Here is a 16,057-nt window from a genome sequence, read left to right as displayed (position 1 = left end):
CTCAAGACAGGACTCCCATGAAGATTCGCTCAACTTTATTCGCACTCGCAAGCGTTGCAATACTCTCAGCCTGTACGACTGCCCAGGTCAGTACACCACCCCTGACAGTCTCGACCGAGGTCAAATCCCTGCTCTGGGTCGGCAACAGTTTTTTCTATTACAACAATTCCATGCATGGCCATGTCGGACAGCTCTTGTCGGCCAGCGGCGCAAAGGGCCTGCGCGCGAGTTCGGCAACCATCAGCGGTTCCGGCATCAACTGGCATGACGTCGAGGCGCACTTCAAGCCGGGCGGCGTCGCGAGCTACTCTTTTGTCGGTGACAATGAAGTCAAGTTCAATACGTTTGACAAGCCCTTTGACGGCGTGATGATGATGGATTGCAGCCAGTGTCCGATTCACCCGAAGCTGCAGTCGATCTTTTACGAATACGCCGCCAAGCACAGCGCCACCGCGCGCAAGCATGGCGCCGCACCGATTCTCTTCATGTCATGGGCGTATCAGGACAAGCCGGAAATGACCGCACAACTCGCCGCCGAATATGTCAAAGCGGGCAAACAGAACAATGCGCTCGTGGTGCCTGCAGGCCTGGCATTTGCCAAGTCAATCGCCGCCCGACCCGATCTGAATCTTTATGCTACCGACAAGCGCCATCCGAGCTTGATGGGAACCTATCTTGCCGCATGCACGGTGGTCGCGTCGGTTTACAAGACCAATCCAAATGGCCTGAAATACACAGCCGGTCTTCCTGCCGATGTCGCGACATTCCTGCAGGGTATCGCCTGGGATACGGCGCAGGCATTTCATGCGAAGGAAGGGCGCGGCGGACTCTGATCGCCATTTCCTCCGCGCTGCATCGCGCCAGCAGGCTGTTGGAATTATTGAGAACTCCCCATAAGTGCAGCGCGTCCCCTCACGACCCTTCTCTGGGGGGATGCGAGGTGAGCAAGGCGACGCGATCTCTGTCGTGAAATACGGAAGCATCAATAAAGAAACGAAAAATGTCGACCGCCGCCGCAATCGGCGCGCGTCGGCACGCGCTAGGAGCGGTTACAGTCCGCCAGCCGCTGAATTGGCCGATCAACCCGCCGACTGGAGCCCCCGTGCACATTGCCTGCCTTGACCTTGAAGGTGTACTTGTCCCTGAAATCTGGATCGAATTTTCCAGGCGAACTGGCATCCCGGAGTTGTCGCGTACCACGCGCGATGAGCCCGACTACGACAAGCTCATGGGCTTTCGCATCGCGCTTCTCAAGCAACACGGGCTGGGGCTTCCCGATATCCAGCAAGTGATCGCCGGCATGGCGCCGCTGCCTGGCGCCATTGAATTCGTCGCCTGGCTGCGCGAACGCTTTCAGGTGACGATTCTGTCCGACACGTTCTATGAATTCGCCATGCCGCTGATGCGTCATCTCGGCTATCCCGCCCTGTTCTGTCACAAGCTCGTCATCGACGAAAGCGGCATGGTGAGCGGGTACCGCCTGCGGATGCCCGACCAGAAACGCCACGCGGTGAATGCGTTCAGAGCGCTTAACTTCCGCGTGATCGCGGCAGGAGATTCATACAACGATACCGCGATGCTCGGCGCGGCGGACGCAGGAATTTTCTTTTGCCCGCCGGCGAATGTGATTGCCGAGTTTCCGCAGTTTCCGGTTACGCGCGATTACGATGCGTTGCGGGCGGCGTTTAGTGAGGCGGCGGCGCGGCTTCCTGTTGCATAGGGCATGCCGTTCGGGGATCCGGGCGTTTCTTCGCTTCGTCTGGCTTGACGCACGTTTGTCACTTGCAATCGGCCCCGTTCCCAACTCGCGAAGCCGAAACGCAAATCACGCTACAATCCTGACCACCCGGTCAGCATTGGAGACGCCGCATGTCCGATCACATCGTTCTCAGTTCGCATCCGAAAGCACGGCGCGCCGGTTCGTTTTTTGATATCCGCTGGGGTGCGCCGACGGCGACTGAACGCGGGCCGGTCATCGCCAGCCTCACCGATCCGACGCAGCGTAACGCGATCGGCACGCACTCGGGCGCGTACGCGGTCTATCGTGCGCTGGCGGTGGCATCGGGTGCGCTACAGCGCGATCACCGTCCCGACCTGACGGACACCGCGCCGGCCGAGTCGATCGGCCCGCATCCGCAGTGGGCTGACCCCGACAAAATCGTGTCGATGGACCCGTGGGGGCATCTCATCGCCAGCGCGTTCGCGGCGGAAATTGCCTCGGGTGCTGACGTGCGGCCGACGATTGCGATCACCAAGGCGCACATCAACATGCCGGAATTGAAGGCCTCCATGGTCGCCGGCAGACTGAAGCCTGACGGCGACATCCTCACCGCCAATGGCGATGTGAAAGTCACCAAGGCGGCGATCGATCCGGTGTGGTATTTGCCCGGCCTCGCGAATCGATTCAAGGTCAAGGAAAGCGCATTGCGACGCGCGCTGTTTGAACAAACCGCCGGCATGTTTCCCGAATTGGTGACACGACCAGACCTGAAGGTTTTCCTGCCGCCTATCGGTGGCATGACGCTCTATTTCTTTGGCGACGTGAACAAGCTCGGCAAGCCCGAAACGAAAATCGCCTGCCGCCTGCATGACGAATGCAATGGCTCGGATGTATTCGGCTCCGACATCTGTACCTGCCGCCCTTACCTCGCCCATGGTATCGAAGTCTGCATCGATATGGCGCAGCGAGGCGGTGTCGGTGTGGTGATCTACAACCGCAAGGAAGGCCGCGCGCTGGGTGAAGTCACCAAGTTCCTGGTGTACAACGCGCGCAAGCGCCAGGCGGGCGGCGACCGCGCCGAGACTTATTTCGCGCGCACCGAGTGCGTCGCGGGCGTGCAGGACATGCGCTTTCAGGAGTTGATGCCCGATGTGTTTCACTGGCTGGGCATCACCCGCATCGACCGTTGGGCATCGATGAGTGACATGAAGCATGGCGCGCTGGTCGAGCAGGGCATCGAGGTCGTTGAGCGCGTGCCGATCCCCGACGAACTGATTCCGGCAGACGCCAAAGTCGAAATGGACGCGAAAAAAGCCGCCGGTTATTTTTCCAATTACATGCCCGATGCGGAAGAGCTCGCCGTTTCGAAGGGTCGCGGACTGGAAGAATGAGCTTCGCGGTGCGGGGTCGCCAACATGAGTGATGCGCGGGGCTGGCATACGTATGTGCCGGATGATCATCCTGCCGCGGCCTTGTTGAACGCAAAAGCCGTGCGGCGTCATTGCGAACAGATCATGGCGCATGTGGTCAAGGGTGATTCCCCTTACTTCATCTGGCACGCGGAGCAACTGCCCGCGACGGCAGCCTACGTGACAGAAGTGATTCGCGAGCGCTATCCAGACTTGTCGGTTCCGTATCACAGCCGCTGGCGGCACTTTGAAGCGGGCGGCGTGGATCGATGGGGCGAAATCAGGCGTGTGCACGGACTCGATGCACTAGAGCAGAAAGATGAACGGGCGCGCGTACGCATTGATCTGGTCATCCCGAGCGTGTTACTTGATGCGGGCACCGGGTCCGGATTGGCGATTTCACGATGCGGCAACCGGTCAGACGCTGTCCCGCTCGGAAGGTCTCGGCGTTGCCAGCCTCGCGTTGTTTACGGCGGGCACACTTTCCGGCGACGGCTCGCAGCCGTTGCGCAGCGATGCGAATGCGCTGTCACGCATCCAGCCGGACGATATTGCCCATGCGTTTCAGGTCAGCGCCGGCAACCCGTTGGTCGGATTGGACGGACGCGCGGCATTGCTCGCGCGGCTCGGGGATATCGCCACCGCCACGCCCGCCGTGTTTGGTTCTCCAGCACGACTCGGCAATCTGTACGACTACCTGAAATCGCACGCGACCCATAATAAAATCGAGGCGGGTTTCATTCTCGCAACGGTACTGCGCGCATTGGGACCGATGTGGCCCGGTCGCATGATGTTCGAAGGTGTATCGCTGGGCGACTGCTGGCCGCATCCCACCGCCGAGGGCGGACGCGTGCCGTTCCACAAGCTCTCGCAATGGCTCACCTATTCGCTGCTTGAGCCGCTCGAAGAAGCGGGGCTTACCGTGACGGGTCTCGATGACCTCACCGGCCTGCCGGAATATCGCAATGGCGGATTGCTGCTGGATCTCGGCGTCATCGAGGCGCGCGATCCCTCGTTTCAGACGCGTTCATTGGCGGTGGACGAGCCCGCCATCGTCGAGTGGCGCGCGCTTACGGTGGCCGGACTGGACCGGCTTGCACCATTGGTACGCAATGTGCTCGGCCTCACGGCATCGCAATTCCCACTGGCGCGCGTGCTCGAAGGCGGCACTTGGGCCGCAGGCCGCAAGATCGCCGCGCAAAAGCGGGCCGGTGGCGCGCCGCCGGTTCAAATCAATAGCGACGGCACGGTTTTTTGATTTGCCGAAAAGAAGCAAAAAAGGAGAACACGATGCACCCCGATTTCCCGAACCTGACTGTCATCTCGCATCCATTGATGCAACACAAACTCACGTTTCTTCGCCGCGAGGAAACCTCAACGGCAGGATTCCGCCGTCTGGTGAAAGAAATCAGCCAGATGCTGGCCTACGAAGTAACACGCGATCTTCCCACCGAAAATATCCGCATTTTCACGCCGATGACCGAGATCGAATCGCCGATCATCAGCGGCAAGAAGCAGTGCATCGTGTCGATCATGCGCGCCGGCAACGGCATGCTCGACGGCATGCTGGAACTGCTGCCGCTCGCGCGCGTGGGACATATCGGCTTGTACCGCGCGCCGGAAACTCTGGAGCCGGTGGAGTACTACTTCAAGGTGCCGGACGACATTGCCGATCGCATGGTCATCGTCGTCGACCCCATGCTCGCGACCGGCAATTCAGCCGTGGCCGCGTTGAATCGCCTCAAGGAATATGGCGTAACCAGTCTGAAATTCGTGTGCCTGCTGGCGGCGCCGGAAGGCGTGAAGAATCTGCTGGAACACCACCCCGACGTACGCATCACCACCGCCGCGCTCGATGAAAAACTTAACGACCACGGCTACATCGTGCCGGGACTGGGAGACGCCGGTGACCGGATCTTTGGCACGCGCTGAGGCGCTGCGCGCAGCGGCGGAAAGCCCCGTCGCATTGCGCCGCAAGGAGCATATCCGCCACGCAGCGGAGTCGGATATTCTCGCTGCTGCTGAGGCGGTGTTTGCCCGCGCCGGTTTTTCCGGCGCCACCATGGCCGCCATTGCGGAACTCGCCGACTTGCCGAAGGCGAATCTTCACTACTATTTCCGCACCAAGGCGGCGCTCTACCGCGCGGTGCTGGACCACACGCTGAGCCTGTGGCTGGCGCAGACCGACGGCATCAGGAACGACGCCGATCCGGCGCAGGCGCTGGGCGATTACATTCGCGCCAAGATGCGCTTGACTGCCACCCACCGCGATGCCTCGCGCGTGTTCGCCAACGAAATGCTGCACGGCGCGCCGCATATCGGCGGCTACCTGCGCAATGAACTCAAGGCGCTGGTGGACGAGAAATCGCGGGTCATCGAACATTGGGCGGACAGAGGTTTGATGGATCGCATCGATGCGCGTCACTTGTTCTTTACCATCTGGGCGGCGACGCAGACCTATGCCGATTTTCAGCCGCAGGTTTGTGCGGTGCTTGGAAAATCACGACTTACGCGGGCGGAGCTTGATCATGCTACGGAGCAATTGGTGACGTTGGTGCTCAAAGGCTGCGGCGTCCGTGATAGGTGAGTGACCGTAGGATGGGTTGCAACTTTTCAAACTCAAGCACTGGCGCTCCTTTCCGATGGTTTTCGGCCGGAACGCCGCGCCAGATGGCGTCTTTGGCAGTTTTATCGATTTGACATGACGCCACACTTGGCGTAACTTTGGAACTGCGCCGATTTGACGATCAGCTTGCGGGCGCGGAGGCCAGAAGGCGGCCCCCAATAAATCCGGCTAAAGCGGCTATCTGAATTCAGAAAGCCCGATAGCAAAAGCTGTCGGGCTTTTTTGTTTTGTTCATCCAGATCGCACAGATCGTCATGACATGATCGCAACACCACAGTCCGCGCATTTCGCCGAGCCGCTGCCGCTGGCCAGCGGCGCGACCTTGCGCGCCTACGATCTGGCGTTTGAAACCTACGGCACGTTAAACGCCGACAAATCCAATGCCATCCTGATCTGTCACGCGCTCAATGCCTCGCACCATGTCGCGGGCACGTACGAGAACGAACCCAATAACGTCGGCTGGTGGGACAACATGATCGGCCCGGGCAAGCCGGTGGATACCAACCGCTTCTATGTCATTGGCGTGAATAATCTCGGGTCTTGCTTCGGCTCCACCGGTCCGCTGTCGACCAATCCCGACAACGGTCGCCATTACGGCGCGGATTTTCCGCTGGTCACGGTGGAGGATTGGGTCGATTCGCACTTGCGATTGATCGAACAACTCGGTATCGGCAAATTGGCCGCGGTGATGGGCGGCTCGCTGGGCGGCATGCAGGCGATGTGCTGGGCGTATCGCTACCCGGATCGCGTGGCGAATTCACTGGTGATTGCGGCGGCACCCAATCTGTCGGCACAGAATATTGCCTTCAATGAAGTCGCGCGCCAAGCGATCATGACCGATCCGCAATTTCATGGCGGCGCCTTTGGCGACCTGCATGTGAAGCCCAAGAACGGCCTCACCGTCGCGCGCATGATCGGACACATCACCTATATCTCCGACGACCAGATGGAAAGCAAATTTGGCCGCGGCCTGCGCGAAGGGCTGAAGTTTTCCTTTGAACCGGAGTTTCAGATCGAGTCCTACCTGCGCTACCAGGGCGAAAAATTTTCCGAGTATTACGACGCGAACACCTATCTGCGCGTCACCAAGGCGCTGGATTATTTCGACCCGGCGCGTGACTACGGCGGCAACCTAGCCATGGCGCTGGCGCCGGCAAGCGCGAAATTCCTGGTGATCTCATTCACCACCGACTGGCGATTTTCACCGGCGCGTTCGCGTGAAGTCGTCAAGGCGCTGCTGCACGAAAAGAAGAACGTGACCTACGCGGAAATTGAAGCGCCGCACGGCCACGATGCGTTCCTGCTTGATGATCCGCAGTACCTCGGCGTGGTAAGGGCGTTTCTGGCGAGGGTCGCGACGTGATCACCCGCAAAGACTTTGAAGCGATCTCCAACTGGATCCAGCCCGGCACCTCGGTGCTGGATCTCGGCTGCGGCGACGGCTCATTGCTGGTGAATCTGCAGGAGACCCGCAACATCATCGGCTACGGTATCGAGAATGACGACGCCGGCATTCTGCAATGCGTGGCCAATGGCGTGAACGTGATTCAGTCCAACCTCGAATCCGGCCTGAAGGAAATCGACGACGGCGCGTTCGACTACGTGATTCTTTCCCAGACCCTGCAGGCGATGAAACGCACCGAAGCCGTCATCGACGAAATGCTGCGCGTCGGCCGCGAAGCCATCGTTACCTTTCCCAATTTCGGCTATTGGAAACACCGCTGGCAAATTCTCAATGGCCGCATGCCGGTCTCCGACAATCTTCCCTACCAGTGGTACGACACGCCGAACGTGCACATGTGCACGGTGGCAGATTTCGATGCGTTCTGCGCACGGAAGCACTTGCGGGTGCTGAGCCGATTGGTGATGAACCATGATCGCGAGCAACCGGTGCTGCCGAACTTGTTGGGGACGCTGGCGCTGTATCGCTTCGCGAAGTAGCCTGGCTGACCAGTACACCAAGTACGCCGAGGGCTTCCTCAACTCCACACCGCCCACCCTTGACTGACAGCTACGCCGTTCCGGCACCACGACTTGGCTGGTCAAAAAAACTCTTCACGCACTCAATACTGATCCGCGTGTTCACCGGCTTCGCTTCGGGCCTTCCGTTGTTCTTCCTCATCACCTTGGTCCCGGTGCGGCTGCGCTCGGACCAGCTGGACTTGATGGACGCAGCAACTAGGCGGTGACTTCTTCCAGCTTCTGCTGAACCTCAAGCCATTGCCATTCGAGCGCGGCAATACCATCGGCGACTTCGCCCTGACGCTTGAGGAAATCCAGCATCAGGGTTTTGTTTTCTTCGGCATAGGCGTCTTCCTGCGCGAGCCAGGTTTCGATGTCGGCCTTCTCGCGGTTTAGCGTGGCCATTTCCTTTTCAAGCTTGTTGCGCTTGTCTTCCAGCGGTTTTTTCGCGGCATAGCTTTGGCGCCGGATTTCGGCTTCCGCGCGCTTCTGCGCCTTTCGCCCCGATCCATCCAACTCCAGCATGGGTGCGCCTTCCAGGCCTTTTTCGCCTGAAACACCGCGTGTTTGCTGGCCTTTGCCCTTTTGATGCGCAATGGCGTACGTGCGCGCCCATTGCTTGTAATCATCGAGGTCGCCATCAAATTCGGCGACTTTGCCGTCCGCCACCAGCCACAAGGTGTCGGTGGTGGCTTTCAGCAAATGCCGGTCGTGCGCGACCACGACCAGCGTGCCATCGAAATCCTGCAACGCTTCCGCCACGGCTTCGCGCATGTCGATATCAAGGTGATTGGTCGGCTCATCGAGCAACAGAAGATTCGGTTTTTCCCAGACGATCAGCGCCAGCGCCAGGCGCGCTTTTTCGCCTCCGGAAAACGGCGCGATGGGCTCCATCACCCGGTCACCACGAAAATCGAAGCCGCCCAGGAAATTGCGGAATTCCTGTTCGCGCACATTCGGGTCGAGGCGCTTCATGTGCTGCAGGCAGGATTCCTCGCGCCGCAATTGCTCGACCTGATGCTGCGCGAAGTAGCCGATCTTCAGCCCCTGGCCTTCGTAGCGCCCACCACGCTTCAGCGGCAGCGTGCCCGCCAATGATTTCACCAGCGTGGATTTGCCCGCACCATTGGGGCCGAGCAGGCCGATCTTGTCACCGTAAAACAATCGCCATTCGACGTTCTGCAGGATGTCGCGATTCTCATATCCGAGTGTCGCTTCTTTCAGATGCAGCAACTGGCGTGGCTTGGCGTCGGGCTCGCGAAATGAAAATTCGAACGGCGAATCGACGTGCGCGGCGGCGATCAGCTCCATTTTTTCCAACGTCTTCACGCGGCTCTGCGCTTGCTTGGCCTTGGTGGCCTTGGCCTTGAAGCGATTGACGAACGACTGCAAGTGCGCGATCTGTTTTTGCTGTTTCTGGTGCTGGGCCTGCTGGACGGAGAGCTGCAGCGCGCGGGTCTTTTCAAACGCCGAATAGTTGCCGGTGTACTCGTTCAGTTTCTGGTTGTCGACGTGGATGACCTTGTTCACCACCGCATCCAGAAAATCGCGGTCATGGGTGATCAGCAGCAGCGTGCCGGTGTAGGCCGCCAGCCAGTCTTCCAGCCACATCACGGCATCGAGATCGAGGTGGTTGGTGGGCTCATCGAGCAGCAGCAGGTCGGAGCGGCACATCAGCGCCTGCGCGAGGTTGAGCCGCATGCGCCAGCCGCCGGAAAATTCCGCCACCGGACGATTCTGCTGTTCTTCATTGAAACCCAGGCCCGACAGCAGCGCCGCGCCACGCGACTTCGATACATAACCGCCGATGTGGTCGTAATGCGCATGCAGTTCGGCGATCTTTTCGCCGGATTCGTGTTCGAGTTCCGCCTTCGCCAGATCACTTTCGACCGCGCGCAATTCGGTATCACCGTCGAGCGCATAGTCGATCGCGTTGCGGTGGCTTTGTGGCGTTTCCTGCGCGACGTGGGCGATGACCCACTTTGACGGCATATCGACTTCGCCAGCGTCCTGATGCAACAGGCCGCGCAGCAACGCAAACAGGCTGGTCTTGCCGCAGCCGTTCGGCCCGATCAGGCCAACTTTGTGGCCGGGGAACAGGGTGAGGTTGGCGCCCTCGAACAGGCGCTTGGGGCCGCGGGCGAGGGTTAAATTGGTAATACGAATCATAGAATCACAATGCAGGCATTTCTTTTATAGGGTGTAGTCGTAATCGATACACAGCGGCGCATGATCGCTGAAGCGTTCCGCCTTGTAGATGCGCGCATATTCCGCTACCGCCGCGATGCCTGGCGTGGCGATGTGGTAATCGATGCGCCAGCCGACGTTTTTTTCCCAGGCCGCCCCGCGATTCGACCACCATGTGTATTGATCCGGCAGCGGTATCAGGCGGCGGAATACGTCCACATACCCCACGTCGTCGAACAATTTGGTCAACCATTCGCGCTCCTCGGGCAGGAAGCCGGAGTTCTTCTTGTTGCCGCGCCAGTTCTTGAGATCGATTTCCTTGTGCGCGATATTCCAGTCGCCGACGATGATGACCTCGCGGCCGCTCTTCTTGAGCTTCTGCAGATAAGGCATGAAGACTTCAAGAAAGCGGAATTTCTTGGCCTGTGCGGCTTCCGACGCCGATCCCGACGGCAGATACAGTGTAATGATCGACAGATTGCCGAAATCAGCCTGCAGGTAACGGCCCTCGGCATCGATCCACTTGATGCCGGTGCCAATCTGCACACGATCCGGCTCGCGTTTGCAATACAACGCCACGCCGGCATAGCCCTTCTTGTCCGCGGAGTGATAAAAAGCGTGCCATTTCTTCCATGGCCGCGCCTCGTCCGGCACATCGGCTTCCATCGCCTTGATTTCCTGCAGACAGATGACATCGGGCTTCTGGCGCTTCAGCCAGGTGAACATGCCCTTGGAGGTGGCCGAGCGGATGCCGTTGCAATTGACTGTAATGATGCGCATGGTTGAATTTGGCTGACGAAACCGCGATTATGAGGGATTTACCGCAAAGCCCACTGAACCCATGACTGCCCCGACCGACTTTCGCCAGCAATTCGTTGAATTCGCCATCCGCCAGAACGCGCTGTGTTTTGGCGAATTCAAGACAAAGGCGGGACGGCTTTCCCCCTATTTTTTCAATTCCGGACTGTTCAGCGATGGCGCGTCATTGGCGGCGCTGGGCCGTTTCTACGCTAAGGCGGCACTGGCCTCGGGCATCAAAATCGACACCATTTTCGGCCCCGCCTACAAAGGCATCACGCTGGCCGCGGCCATGGCGGTGGCACTTGCCGAAATGGGGCACAACCTGCCGTTTTGCTTCAATCGCAAGGAAGCCAAGGATCATGGCGAGGGGGGATTGATCGTCGGCGCCCCGCTCAAGGGCAATGTTTTGATCGTTGACGACGTGATTACCGACGGCGCCTCCAAGCGGGAATCGGTCGAAATGATTCGTGCGGTAGGCGCGACGCCAGTAGGCGTACTAATTGCTTTGGATCGACAGGAGCGCGGCGTCAAGGACGGCAACACACGTTCCGCGGCGCAGGAGTTCGCGCAAATGTACGGTGTACCGGTAATTGCTGTCGCCACCCTGGACGATATCGTTGCTTTTCTAATGCGTCAGGGAGACGAAAACGATAAACTCACCAAAATTCAGGCGTATCGCCAAAAATATGGCGCCGACCTTTAACCATAAAATTCAAAGCGCATGAAATTCATTACTTTTACTACTTTGTCTGTTTCGCTGGCGGCAGCAATCGCCGCCATGCCAGCCCATGCCTTGTTTAAATGTGTAGACGAGAGGGGTGTTACCCTCTACGGCGACACCATGCCGCCCCAATGCGCCAAGAAGGCCATCACCGAGATGAGCAAGCAGGGCAGCGTGATCAAGCAATACGACGCACCGCTAACCGCCGAGCAACTGAAGGTTCAGGATGACGAACGGGAACGCCGCAAGGAGCACGAAAAGAAGTTGACTGAACAGCGGCTGAAAGATCATGCCCTGATCGCCACCTACGGTTCTGAGCGGGAATTTGACATGGCACGTGACAAGGACCTCGCCACGCTGGAAGCGCGCAAGAAGACGCTCGCCTCGCGCAATGAGGATATCGACGCGAATTTCACCAAGCTTCAGAACGAGATGGAGTTCTACAAGGCCGGCAAGAGCAAGGCGTCCAAGAGCAAGGAGGCGCCGCCGCAATTGGCGCAGGATTTCAATCGCGCCAAGACCGATCGTGCGAATCTCGACCGTGAACTTGCCAAGGTCGATACGGATCGGGCCGCGGTCACGGCGCGCTACGATACGGAGAAGTCGCGCTGGAAGAAACTCAAAGGCGGCATGCCGGCCGGAACGCTGCTCGACGATAAAGGTGAAATCGCCGTCAAACCTGAACTGCCCACGCAGATTGTGGGCCAATCGACGATCATTCCGGGGCGGCCGAAAGGCATCGCCACCTGCGAAGGCAAGATCTATGAGTGCTCACTCGGTCTCTCCTATACATGCCGCGCGCCCAACGTGGGCGGCCCCGGTATCAATGTAAAAATTGTGGCTTGCCTCGAGACGCGCCGCTGATATCCCGACTCATCAAGCTTTTCAGCGCGCCGGATTGGCGCGCTTTTTCATCCGGCAACCGCCATGGCCATGTATACCCCCGCACACTTTGCCGAATCGGACGGCGAGCGCGTTGCAGCGATAATCGAACGCTACGGATTCGCCACCCTTATCTCTGCCGCTGGCGAAAACGTGCATATTACCCATGCCCCGCTGTTGCTCGATCGCGATCGTGGTCCGCAAGGCACATTGGTCGGCCATATCGCCCGGACCAATCCGCATGCGACCGCGCTAGCCGATGGCGACACCGTGACGGCACTTTTTCATGGTCCGCACGGCTACGTTTCCCCCACGTGGTATGAGGCACCGGGCGTGCCGACCTGGAACTATGCGGCTGTGCACGTACATGGCACGGTGCGGCGCGTGGATGATGCCGGCGCCAAGTGGCAGATCATCACCCGCTTGTCGGCGCAATATGAAACGGGTTCGGCGAACCCGTGGAATCCGGAATTGAAGAAAGAGCAATGGTGGAAGATGCTGGATGCGATCGTTGGTTTTGAAATCGCTATCACCGCCGTCGAAGCGAAGTTCAAGCTTTCACAAAACCGCCCACGGAAGGACCAGGAGAACGTGATTGCGCGCTTTGGGGCAGACGCGCATCCGGACAGTCACGCCATGGCGGCGATGATGCGGGAAAACCTGGAACGGAAAGAAATCAACAAATAACCGCCCTTTCCGCGAAGACGGAAATGACGAATCGTGGATGGCCGCGAAGATACACGGGCAGCGGCGCGACTCAGGATGAAAGTTTCCTTTTGAGAATCTCGGTCACCTGCGCCGGATTCGCGGTCTTGTTGCTGGCTTTCATCACCTGGCCGAACAGCGCGTTAAGCGCCTTTTCCTTGCCGGCTTTGTATTCTTCAACCGATTTTGGGATTGGCGGCGATCACCTCGTCGACCATTTTTCGATGGCGCCGGAATCGGACACTTGCTTCATGCCGCGCTTGCCGATGATGTCGTCTGCCTCGCCTTCGCCGGCCCACATATAGCCGAAGACCTCTTTGGCCATCTTGCCGGAAAGTGTGCCATCAGCGAGGCGTTTCAGCAGTTTCGCCAGCGACTTGGGCGCAATGCGACTCTGGGCAATATCGAGGTCATCGCGATTAAGTGCGGCCGCCAGATCAGACGTCATCCAGTTGGCGACCTGTTTGGCCGCCGCCAGTTTCTGGCCGGCATCAAACGATTCCAGCGCGGCGACGAAGTAGCTCGCGTGAGCGCGCGTAGAGGTCACCCAACTTGCGTCGTACGCCGACAGGCTGAATTCACTGACCAGGCGGTCGCGCATTTGTTGCGGCAACTCCGGCATTCCCGCGCGGACCTCCTCAATCCAGGACGCAGAAATCTCCAGCGGCAACAAATCCGGATCCGGAAAATAGCGATAGTCCATCGCATCTTCCTTTGAACGCATCGAGCGCGTTTCGTCACGCTCGGCATCATAAAGCCGCGTTTCCTGTACCACGGCGCCGCCGTCTTCGATCAGTTCGATCTGGCGATGAATTTCGTACTGGATCGCCTTTTCCAGGAAACGGAACGAATTGACGTTCTTGACTTCGCAACGCGTACCGAGTTTGGCCTCGCCCTTCCTGCGCACGGAAACATTTGCATCGCAGCGGAAAGAGCCTTCCTGCATATTGCCATCGCAGATATCGATCCAGGTAACGATGCCGTGCAACGCACGGGCATAGGCAACCGCTTCCTCGGCGGAAACCATGCAGGGTTCGGTGACAATCTCCAGCAGCGGCGTTCCCGCACGATTCAAATCGATACCGGAAACGCCCATCGTCTCCAGGCCTTCGTGCAAGGACTTGCCCGCGTCTTCTTCGAGATGCGCGCGGGTAAGTTCAACGATTTTTTCCACGCCACCCACGTCAATCCGGACCTCGCCACCCACTACCACCGGCAACTCGTACTGGCTGATCTGATAGCCCTTGGGTAGGTCGGGATAAAAGTAATTCTTTCGCGCAAAAATGGAGCGCTGCGAAATCTTCGCGTTCACCGCCAGGCCGAACCGGATTGCGCGCTCCACCGCGCCCTTATTCAGAACGGGCAATGTGCCTGGAAGGGCGAGATCAATCACACTGGCTTGCGTGTTGGGTGGTGCGCCATATTGCGTCCGCGAGCCGGAAAAAATTTTCGACGCGGTAGACAGCTGCGTGTGCGTTTCCAGGCCGATCACGACTTCCCAGCCCGCCGGAATGTTACTCATTTGAATGCCTCCGGTATTCGGAGGTGCCAGTCGGTGACTTGCTGATACTGATGCGCGATCGCCAGCATGCGGCCCTCATCGAAATAATTACCGATGATCTGCAGACCAACCGGCAAGCCGCCGAGGTCGAAACCGCAGGGTGCGGACATCCCGGGCAAACCGGCGAGACTCACGCCCAGCGTGAAAATGTCTTCCAGATACATCGCGACGGGGTCACTCGATTTTGCGCCGATGCTCCATGCCGTCGTCGGCGCGACAGGCCCCATGATGAAATCGCAGGACTTGAATGCATCCTGAAAATCCTGGCCAATCAGCCGGCGAACGCGTTGTGCCTGCAAATAATAGGCATCGTAGTAGCCGTGCGACAGTACGTAAGCGCCGGTGAGAATACGCCGCTTCACTTCCGCCCCGAAACCCTCGGCGCGCGAACGCTCGATCATGTCATTCAAGTCGCGATATTCCTGTGCGCGATGCCCATAGCGCATCCCGTCGAAGCGGGAAAGATTGCTCGAGGCTTCCGCCGGGGCGAGAACGTAATACGCCGGGATCGACAACTTGGTTCGCGGTAGCGAAATGTCGACGCGCGTGGCGCCGAGTTTTTCAAATTCCCTTAGGGCTTCTTCCACGCGATCCGCCACATCGGTCGCGAGACCATCGCCGAAAAACTCCCTCGGAACGCCAATACGCACCCCTTGGAGAGGCGCGCCAGCGCTGGCGTTTGAGGCGCATGCCTTGGAGAAGGCCGCCAATACTGGCGTTTGGGCCTCCGGGGTATTTAAACTCGTGGAATCGCGTTCATCGAATCCAGCCATGGCATCGAGCAGCAGCGCGCAATCCGCCGCACTGCGCGCCATCGGCCCGCCCTGATCCAGGCTGGAAGCAAAGGCAATCATGCCGTAACGCGAAACCCGGCCATAGGTCGGTTTGATGGCGGTAATGCCGCACATCGCGGCGGGTTGCCGCAATGAACCGCCGGTATCGGTACCAGTTGCGGCGGGCGTGAGCCCGGCGGCGACGGCCGCGGCCGAACCGCCCGACGAGCCTCCTGGAATTTTCTCCGGATTCCATGGATTCCTGACCGTGCCGAATGCGGAATTTTCATTCGACGAACCCATGGCGAATTCATCACAGTTAAGCTTGCCCAGGCACACCATGCCCGCGCCGGTTGGCGCCGCTGTTCCAAGTTTCTCGACCACGGTGGCATCGAACGGCGACACGTAGTCGGCGAGCATTTTCGATCCTGCCGTTGAGCGCCAGCCTTGCGTGACAAAAATATCCTTGTGCGCGACGGGAATGCCGGTAAGGGATCCCACCTCACCACGGGCGATGCGGGCGTCGGCGTCCTGCGCCTGAAGCAGCGTGAGTCCGCGATCGACGTGCAAGAAGGTATTGAGCGACAGCGCCCGCTCGGCGCGCGCCAGAAAATGCTCCGCCAACTCGGTCGCGGAGACTTGTTTCGCATCCAGCGCCGCGCGTAACGCGGCAAGCGACAATCGCGATGCGTCCGTTAATGGCATGCGCG

13 protein-coding genes and 2 pseudogenes are annotated in these 16,057 nt (G+C 59.1%); 11 read left to right on the top strand and 4 right to left on the bottom strand.

Annotated features, from left to right (window positions below; all coding sequences use genetic code 11):
- Positions 1-17: 17 nt before the first annotated feature.
- From IPP88_05370 to metW, 8 genes and pseudogenes are all read left to right on the top strand, one after another.
- The gene (locus IPP88_05370; protein MBL0122169.1) at positions 18-833 is read left to right on the top strand and encodes a hypothetical protein; all 816 of its coding nucleotides are present in this window, start codon (positions 18-20) and stop codon (positions 831-833) included.
- 269 nt (positions 834-1,102) lie between these two features.
- Complete coding sequence (gene thrH / locus IPP88_05365) at positions 1,103-1,720, top strand: bifunctional phosphoserine phosphatase/homoserine phosphotransferase ThrH (protein MBL0122168.1); 618 nt, start codon at positions 1,103-1,105, stop codon at positions 1,718-1,720.
- 149 nt (positions 1,721-1,869) lie between these two features.
- A complete protein-coding gene (locus IPP88_05360) occupies positions 1,870-3,111 on the top strand; it encodes a GTP cyclohydrolase II (protein MBL0122167.1) in 1,242 nt (413 codons plus the stop codon).
- A 24-nt stretch (positions 3,112-3,135) separates the two neighbouring features.
- Positions 3,136-4,387: pseudogene (locus IPP88_05355) on the top strand (URC4/urg3 family protein).
- 32 nt (positions 4,388-4,419) lie between these two features.
- Positions 4,420-5,061: a uracil phosphoribosyltransferase gene (gene upp / locus IPP88_05350; GenBank protein MBL0122166.1), complete on the top strand. Its 642-nt coding sequence runs from the start codon at positions 4,420-4,422 to the stop codon at positions 5,059-5,061.
- Complete coding sequence (locus IPP88_05345) at positions 4,985-5,716, top strand: TetR family transcriptional regulator C-terminal domain-containing protein (protein MBL0122165.1); 732 nt, start codon at positions 4,985-4,987, stop codon at positions 5,714-5,716. The genes upp and IPP88_05345 overlap by 77 nt, the downstream gene beginning before the upstream one ends.
- Before the next feature lie 298 nt (positions 5,717-6,014).
- On the top strand, positions 6,015-7,118 hold the full coding sequence (locus IPP88_05340) for a homoserine O-acetyltransferase (protein ID MBL0122164.1): 1,104 nt from the start codon (positions 6,015-6,017) through the stop codon (positions 7,116-7,118).
- Complete coding sequence (gene metW / locus IPP88_05335) at positions 7,115-7,696, top strand: methionine biosynthesis protein MetW (GenBank protein ID MBL0122163.1); 582 nt, start codon at positions 7,115-7,117, stop codon at positions 7,694-7,696. The genes IPP88_05340 and metW overlap by 4 nt, the downstream gene beginning before the upstream one ends.
- A 237-nt stretch (positions 7,697-7,933) precedes the next feature.
- Here metW and IPP88_05330 read toward each other — a convergent pair whose 3' ends face one another.
- Positions 7,934-9,886 carry an ATP-binding cassette domain-containing protein gene (locus tag IPP88_05330; protein ID MBL0122162.1) on the bottom strand — a complete coding sequence of 651 codons (1,953 nt, stop codon included), beginning with the start codon at positions 9,884-9,886 and terminating at the stop codon, positions 7,934-7,936.
- A 24-nt stretch (positions 9,887-9,910) separates the two neighbouring features.
- On the bottom strand, positions 9,911-10,684 hold the full coding sequence (gene xth / locus IPP88_05325) for an exodeoxyribonuclease III (GenBank protein ID MBL0122161.1): 774 nt from the start codon (positions 10,682-10,684) through the stop codon (positions 9,911-9,913).
- A 61-nt stretch (positions 10,685-10,745) separates the two neighbouring features.
- Between xth and pyrE the strand changes: the two genes are divergently transcribed.
- The 3 genes from pyrE to IPP88_05310 all read left to right on the top strand — a co-directional run bounded on the left by pyrE (position 10,746) and on the right by IPP88_05310 (position 12,995).
- Positions 10,746-11,408: an orotate phosphoribosyltransferase gene (gene pyrE / locus IPP88_05320; GenBank protein MBL0122160.1), complete on the top strand. Its 663-nt coding sequence runs from the start codon at positions 10,746-10,748 to the stop codon at positions 11,406-11,408.
- Positions 11,409-11,426: 18 nt separating this feature from the next.
- Positions 11,427-12,290, top strand: coding sequence for a DUF4124 domain-containing protein (locus tag IPP88_05315; protein ID MBL0122159.1), 864 nt, complete (start codon positions 11,427-11,429; stop codon positions 12,288-12,290).
- A 63-nt stretch (positions 12,291-12,353) separates the two neighbouring features.
- The gene (locus tag IPP88_05310; GenBank protein MBL0122158.1) at positions 12,354-12,995 is read left to right on the top strand and encodes an FMN-binding negative transcriptional regulator; all 642 of its coding nucleotides are present in this window, start codon (positions 12,354-12,356) and stop codon (positions 12,993-12,995) included.
- A gap of 70 nt (positions 12,996-13,065) precedes the next feature.
- On the opposite strand, the pseudogene gatB reads toward IPP88_05310, so the two are convergent.
- Positions 13,066-14,535: pseudogene (gene gatB / locus IPP88_05305) on the bottom strand (Asp-tRNA(Asn)/Glu-tRNA(Gln) amidotransferase subunit GatB).
- Entirely contained in the window at positions 14,532-16,052 is a 1,521-nt protein-coding gene (gene gatA, locus IPP88_05300; GenBank protein MBL0122157.1) for an Asp-tRNA(Asn)/Glu-tRNA(Gln) amidotransferase subunit GatA, read from the bottom strand. Before gatA ends, gatB begins: the two are co-directional and overlap by 4 nt.
- Between the last annotated feature and the right edge of the window lie 5 nt (positions 16,053-16,057).

The sequence above is a fragment of the Betaproteobacteria bacterium genome, assembly GCA_016720925.1.
Lineage (GTDB): Bacteria > Pseudomonadota > Gammaproteobacteria > Burkholderiales > Usitatibacteraceae > UKL13-2.
This window is presented reverse-complemented; position numbering and strand designations above follow the sequence as displayed.

Coding starts and splice junctions, on each gene's coding strand:
- IPP88_05370 (MBL0122169.1), top strand. CDS start 18: ATGAAGATTCGCTCAACTTTATTCGCACTCGCAAGCGTTGCAATACTC.
- IPP88_05360 (MBL0122167.1), top strand. CDS start 1,870: ATGTCCGATCACATCGTTCTCAGTTCGCATCCGAAAGCACGGCGCGCC.
- upp (MBL0122166.1), top strand. CDS start 4,420: ATGCACCCCGATTTCCCGAACCTGACTGTCATCTCGCATCCATTGATG.
- IPP88_05345 (MBL0122165.1), top strand. CDS start 4,985: ATGAAAAACTTAACGACCACGGCTACATCGTGCCGGGACTGGGAGACG.
- IPP88_05340 (MBL0122164.1), top strand. CDS start 6,015: ATGATCGCAACACCACAGTCCGCGCATTTCGCCGAGCCGCTGCCGCTG.
- IPP88_05330 (MBL0122162.1), bottom strand. CDS start 9,886: ATGATTCGTATTACCAATTTAACCCTCGCCCGCGGCCCCAAGCGCCTG.
- xth (MBL0122161.1), bottom strand. CDS start 10,684: ATGCGCATCATTACAGTCAATTGCAACGGCATCCGCTCGGCCACCTCC.
- pyrE (MBL0122160.1), top strand. CDS start 10,746: ATGACTGCCCCGACCGACTTTCGCCAGCAATTCGTTGAATTCGCCATC.
- IPP88_05315 (MBL0122159.1), top strand. CDS start 11,427: ATGAAATTCATTACTTTTACTACTTTGTCTGTTTCGCTGGCGGCAGCA.
- IPP88_05310 (MBL0122158.1), top strand. CDS start 12,354: ATGGCCATGTATACCCCCGCACACTTTGCCGAATCGGACGGCGAGCGC.
- gatA (MBL0122157.1), bottom strand. CDS start 16,052: ATGCCATTAACGGACGCATCGCGATTGTCGCTTGCCGCGTTACGCGCG.